This is a genomic window from Thomasclavelia sp. (assembly GCF_047249845.1).
Taxonomy (GTDB): domain Bacteria; phylum Bacillota_I; class Bacilli_A; order Erysipelotrichales; family Coprobacillaceae; genus Thomasclavelia.
In genome coordinates this window covers 1-5,914 of sequence record NZ_JBKTWO010000080.1, presented here as the reverse complement: position 1 = coordinate 5,914, position 5,914 = coordinate 1, and the positions used below count along the sequence as shown (strand labels likewise).

At 28.5% G+C, this 5,914-nt stretch carries 7 protein-coding genes; all 7 read right to left on the bottom strand.

Features of this window, described 5'->3' with window-relative positions; all coding sequences use genetic code 11:
• The coding region (locus tag ACLR9T_RS13070; protein ID WP_413109948.1) for a GNAT family N-acetyltransferase at window positions 1–526 on the bottom strand (526 nt) is incomplete at its 3' end.
• Entirely contained in the window at window positions 523–1,170 is a 648-nt protein-coding gene (locus ACLR9T_RS13065) for an HAD family hydrolase (protein WP_413109947.1), read from the bottom strand. The genes ACLR9T_RS13070 and ACLR9T_RS13065, both read right to left, overlap by 4 nt.
• Window positions 1,171–1,193: 23 nt before the next feature.
• Window positions 1,194–2,372: a hypothetical protein gene (locus ACLR9T_RS13060; protein WP_413109946.1), complete on the bottom strand. Its 1,179-nt coding sequence runs from the start codon at window positions 2,370–2,372 to the stop codon at window positions 1,194–1,196.
• Window positions 2,365–2,832, bottom strand: coding sequence for an RNA polymerase sigma factor (locus tag ACLR9T_RS13055; RefSeq protein WP_413109945.1), 468 nt, complete (start codon window positions 2,830–2,832; stop codon window positions 2,365–2,367). Before ACLR9T_RS13055 ends, ACLR9T_RS13060 begins: the two co-directional genes overlap by 8 nt.
• A 114-nt stretch (window positions 2,833–2,946) precedes the next feature.
• The gene (locus ACLR9T_RS13050) at window positions 2,947–3,690 is read right to left on the bottom strand and encodes an ATP-binding cassette domain-containing protein (RefSeq protein ID WP_413109944.1); all 744 of its coding nucleotides are present in this window, start codon (window positions 3,688–3,690) and stop codon (window positions 2,947–2,949) included.
• Window positions 3,691–3,699: 9 nt separating this feature from the next.
• On the bottom strand, window positions 3,700–5,241 hold the full coding sequence (locus ACLR9T_RS13045; protein WP_413109943.1) for a glycine betaine ABC transporter substrate-binding protein: 1,542 nt from the start codon (window positions 5,239–5,241) through the stop codon (window positions 3,700–3,702).
• A gap of 3 nt (window positions 5,242–5,244) precedes the next feature.
• Entirely contained in the window at window positions 5,245–5,853 is a 609-nt protein-coding gene (locus ACLR9T_RS13040) for a 4Fe-4S binding protein (protein ID WP_413109942.1), read from the bottom strand.
• Window positions 5,854–5,914: the final 61 nt, after the last annotated feature.

Below are 5,914 nucleotides of genomic sequence, written 5' to 3'. Positions count from 1 at the left end.
ATATTATACTATTAGTTATTTCTTCAGAATTATATAAAGCTTTTTTAGAAAAAATTCTCATCATAACAATAACATCTAAATTTATACTTGATAAAGCATCTTTATCATGGTTAGCCACCAATATTACATTGGTCATTGGTTTCCACTTTCCAGCTTTATAATAAAAATCTACTAAGTTAGGTGTACAAGTAAATACTCCAAAATCTACATTATCCTCCATCCAGCTTGTTGCACTTGCAATAATTTTAGAACTTATTCCCTGTCTTTGAAATGATGGCAAAGTTGCCACACAACTTAATCCACCTATTTGATATAACTTTTCTTTAATAATTACTTTTACTTGAATAACCGCTGCATAACTAACAATCTTACTATCAATCATTACATAAAAAGATTGTACTATTAAGTTACTTTCGTGTGCTTCAGAATCATTTTCAGTTGGCCAAATAACCTGTAATAACTCATTAATTAGATTTTTTATTTTTAATGGTGCTTGCTGATATGGGATAGTTTCAACTTTAATCATAGTTCTAATAACTGACTAGTTAATTTAGCAACTGTATCAACAAGATAATCCGCTTGATTTTTCTTTAACTCTTCCAAACTACCATAACCATATAATACCCCTATACAAGGTAAGTTGTTTTCATGAGCCCCAATAATATCATGTTTACGATCTCCAACCATTATTACTTTGGAATTATCAATTTGTTTAGATTTTAAAACATATTTAATTACATCTGCTTTTTTTTCACGACCGTTAAATTCACTGCCACCAATAAAATCAAAATATTTAGCTAAATCAAAATATTCAATTATCTGTTTAGCAAATTTCTCTGGTTTTGAAGTTGCAACTAATAAAATTTTACCAGCATCTTTTAATGTTTGTAAACATTCTGGTATTCCTTCATAAACCCTATTGTCAAAAATCCCTTCAACAGCAAAGTATTCACGATATTTAATCACAGCCTTATTAGCCTTATCATCATCAAAACCATAAAACTCTTTAAATGAATCTCGTAGTGGTGGTCCAATAAAGGGTAATAAATCACTTAAATTATCAACACTAATACCATAATAGTTTAAAGCATATCGTACTGACTTTGTAATTCCCATCATTGGATCAGTTAATGTCCCATCTAAATCAAATAAAATATATTTTCTTTCCATAAAAGCCTCCATTTAATTATATTTTAACTATTTAGATCTTTATTAGCAAGAATATATACTCTTTTATCAGTAGATATTAATAAATGCTCTTTATCAATAATAGATACACCCACTAACTCTTCATTCATTTTTTTATCATTATTTAAATCAACTATTTTATTATGATTAATATCATAAAGATATAGTTCTTTGTCATTAAATAATACAATATAATCCAAACTACAATAAGTACCTGAAGTAAAAATATGATCCATTTCACACTTGATTCCAGTAATAACATTAGTAAATATAATTTTATCATCTGTATAATCAATATTAACCAAAGTCCCTTCTAAAGGAAATTTATCTAATGGTGTAACAGTATCATTTAAAATGTCCAGTATTATCCCATTATTATTATCATCATAAGTAATTACTGTATTTTCATCAATAAAGGTAATACAATTACTATGCATATAAGGATCAATATTAGTAACTTCATTTCTAATTCCTGTTTCGATATTATAATTCTCCCATGCTTGATCGCTTTTATTAATTAAAATGTTAGTTTGCTTTGGTGAAGCAATTGGATTTACAGATATATGATCATTAGTAATATATTCTAGTTCACCAGTCACTAAATCAACTTTTGCTAGATCATATTTATGTGCTAAATCAGTACAAACATAAATCTTATTATCAAGAATTCTTGGTAATACATCAATAATACACCCTTGATAATTAAAACATAAAATTCGATCATCATATCTTGCATAATTAAATGAAAAGTCTTGTCCTTCAATATTTCCTTGATAATAATTAATTGAACATTCTACTAATTTATCATTCTCTAAGACATATACTTCACTATAAAAATCGTTATCATCAACAATCCCTATAAATTGATCTTCAACATACCATCTACCTTTACCTTGCTTTAAAGCAATAGTATATCCTCCAGTACCATCAGATAAATCTCTTGAATCAGTAATATTAACAGCATTATCAAAACGTTCATTTATCCATATTCTAAATGATTCTGAAAAAGCATATGTAATTCCTACTGACGAAGTTCCAATCATTATAATAATTAGTGATATTGCTAAGATATATTTGATTTTTATCTCTCTTTTTTTCTTAGAAACCCTAAAATCATTATCTATTATTATTTCTTTCCAAATAGAAGGTGTTTTTATTTTATTGAACTCATTAAATTTATTCATAAAAATCTTCTCCTAACTTCTTTTTTAGTAACTTACGTCCACGGGCTAATTGTGATTTAATAGTATTTGGATTCTCTGTTAAAATATCAGCAATTTCATTAATCGAATATCCTTCATAATAATATAGATACAAAACATTTCGATATTTACTTGCAAGCTTCATAACTAATGGTAAAATAACTAATTTTTCATCTTCTCTACCAATAATAATTTCATCAATATTAATATTTCTTTTCCAAAATTGTTTTTGATAATCTTTACATTCATTAATAGTTACTCTAATAAGCCATGCTTTTATATGTTCATGATCATCAAACTTTTTTTTATAACAATAAAGCTTCATAAAAACATTTTGATAACAATCTTTAGCATCATCAATATTTTTTACATTCATAATTGCAATCCTAGTTACCATATCACTATATTGATCTACTATTATTTTATATTCTTCTCTTTCCATAATCTCATACCCTTCCACTATTAATACGAATCAATAACATATTTGGATGCAAATATATTTATTTTCTACCTCTATTATACTTCCAAATAAAAAACAGTCTTATAAAATTGACTGTTAACGTAAATACTTGCTTTCTCTTTGAATAAGTTTAGATACAAACTCTGATTTAGGCTGATTCAATATTTCCTTGGGAGAGCCTAACTGTACGATCTTACCTTGATCCATAACTAATACTTGACTTCCTAATTTTAAAGCTTCATTAATATCATGTGTAACAAAAACAATTGTTATTTTCTCCTGCTGATGAATTCTTAAAATTTCATCTTGTAAAGTTGTACGAGTAATTTCATCTACTGCTCCAAATGGCTCATCCATTAACAAAATATCTGGTGAAGCCGCTAATGCTCTAGCAATCCCTACTCGCTGCTGTTGACCTCCACTTAATTCATTAGGGTAACGTTGGCTTAAATCATTATCCAATCCAACGATCTTCATCCATTTATCAACCGCTTCACGAGTTCTTTTTTTATCACCTTTATTTAATAGATTTGGAACATAAGCAATATTTTGAGCTACTGACATATGCGGAAATAAGACACTTCCTTGAATTGCATATCCGATATTCCTTCTAAGTTGAATCAAATCAACTTTTTGAGTGTTTTCACTATGGACTAATACTTGGCCATTATTAGGAATAATCAAACCATTGATCATCTTTAATATAGTAGTTTTACCACATCCAGAGCTTCCTACCACTGTTAAAAATTCTCCTGCATCTATCTTTAAATTAAAATTATCAATAATTATTTTATTTCCATATTCTTTTTTCACATTTATAAATTCTATTGCAGTATCCATACATATCTCCTATTCAATTAAACCAATACTTATTAAAAAATCATGTGCAACATCTTCTGCATCTTGACCTTTAGTTTCAACTAAATAATTTAATTGTGCCATTTTTGATTCATCAAGTATACCTGTCATCTTATTAAATACATCATCTAATTCTGGATATTTAGCTAATATGTCATTACGTATCACTAAAGCCCCCATTGCTGTTGAAAAGAACTGCTGGTCATCTTCAAGTACAACTACATCTGATACAGTTAATTGTCCATCAGTTGTAAAAATATCTATCACATCTACTTTACCTTCATTAACAGCTTGATATTTTAATCCAATATCGAAATCCATTGTATTTTTAAACTTTAAATTATATTTTTGACATAATGCGTTATAACCTTCAGGAATTTCATAAAAATCATATTCTGCTCCAAATGTTAATTGGTCAGCTACTTTCGCTAAATCAGAATAAGTTTTTAGATTATACTGCTTTGCAATTTCTTTTCGAACCGCTAAACCATAAGCATCGCTAAAACCTAATAAACCCGTCCAAGTAAAACTAAACTTTTCTTGATATTCTTTAACTAACTGCCCATACATATCTTCATTATAAAAACCTTTATGTTTTAATACAGTATTCCAGCCTGTACTTGTATACTCTGGATACATATCAAACTCTCCACTTACCATACCTGGTTGAATATTTGAAGTTCCACCACCAACACCTTGAATAATTTTGACTTTAATATCAGTATCTTGCTCAATTATTTCTTTTAACATAGCCCCAATAATATATTGCTCAGTCATTGGTTTAGTTGCTAGATTAAGTGTTACTCCTTGATTAACATTATTTATAATACTTGATCCAATTAAAGATCCACAAATAATAAAAATTGCAACTAGACCAAACTTTCTTTTTGATTTTACACCTGCCTTTCTAGATGTAAATAATTTTTCAACTAATCCTAAAACAATATCTGTAATTAAAGCAAGTATTGCAATTAATAAACTTCCTGTCAACGTCATTGCCGCATTATTAGTTGTAATTCCTCGATAAATAGCTACACCTAATCCACCTGCCCCAATAAACGATGCAATCCCTGCTAATGCAATGGTCATTGTGACCATATTACGAAACCCTGACATGATAACAGGAAATGCTAATGGTAACTTAATTTGATATAAAATTTGCCAGCGAGTAGCCCCCATTCCAGTAGCTGCTTCAAGAATATTTTCATCAATATTAATAATACCTGTATATGTATTTCGTACCATTGGTAATAAAGCATAGACACTTAATGCAATAATCGCTGTATTATTTCCTATTCCAGAAAAAGGAATTAAAAAGCCTAATAAGGAAATCGAAGGAATTGTATACATGAAATTAATAATTCCTAAAATTGTTTTAGAGCTTTTTCGATATTCACTAATTATTATCCCTAAAATCAAACCAATAATTGAAGCAATTATAATTGAGATTAATGAGATTTGCATATGTTCAATTAAGAGACCTAAAAAGAAATCTCCCTTTTCCTGTAATATTGATATCATCTCTTCTAACATTATTTAACCTACTTTCTTAATCGCTCCAACAGGACATACCTCATGACATAAACCACAATGTAAACAATGAAGCTGTTTAATTTTATATACTTCTGCACTTTCTATACATTGCTGTGGACACTGTTGTTTACATTGACCACAACCAATGCAAGCCTCACTAATTAAATAACCATTTCTAAAAATCGTATTTCCTTGCATATCATATTGATAACGTTGAATTGGTGTTTTAGACAAATCAAATACTTCAACTTCACCTTCTTTAATACAAAAAACCTCTAAAATCTTTTGACTTTGACCAGGATAAACATTATTCATACTAGGATTATCATTAAATATCCTATCCCGCCAATATTCCTGATCTATTACCCTTTCTACAAATCCATTCAAGCGAATCGAAACATAATCTTCATTAACAGCACTAATTGCAACTCGTTTACTTTTTATTATTTCCTGATAAAAATTCTTACCTCGAGCAGTTAAAAAATACAAACAATTATCTTCGACTGCCATAACATCAATAATTCGTATCTGGGGATTTCCATAATGATCCACAGTTGCCATAGCAACATCTTTTATTTTTCTAAGTTCTTTCAAAATTTCACAAACATCCATTTTTTAATCACGTATACTCAATTTAGGTCACTAAGTTGAGTATTCTCCTTTCTGGCCTTAT

What these genes read in the sequence shown, in the direction of transcription:
- ACLR9T_RS13065 (WP_413109947.1), bottom strand. Translation starts at nt 1,170, where the DNA reads ATGGAAAGAAAATATATTTTATTTGATTTAGATGGGACATTAACTGAT.
- ACLR9T_RS13060 (WP_413109946.1), bottom strand. Translation starts at nt 2,372, where the DNA reads ATGAATAAATTTAATGAGTTCAATAAAATAAAAACACCTTCTATTTGG.
- ACLR9T_RS13055 (WP_413109945.1), bottom strand. Translation starts at nt 2,832, where the DNA reads ATGGAAAGAGAAGAATATAAAATAATAGTAGATCAATATAGTGATATG.
- ACLR9T_RS13050 (WP_413109944.1), bottom strand. Translation starts at nt 3,690, where the DNA reads ATGGATACTGCAATAGAATTTATAAATGTGAAAAAAGAATATGGAAAT.
- ACLR9T_RS13045 (WP_413109943.1), bottom strand. Translation starts at nt 5,241, where the DNA reads ATGTTAGAAGAGATGATATCAATATTACAGGAAAAGGGAGATTTCTTT.
- ACLR9T_RS13040 (WP_413109942.1), bottom strand. Translation starts at nt 5,853, where the DNA reads ATGGATGTTTGTGAAATTTTGAAAGAACTTAGAAAAATAAAAGATGTT.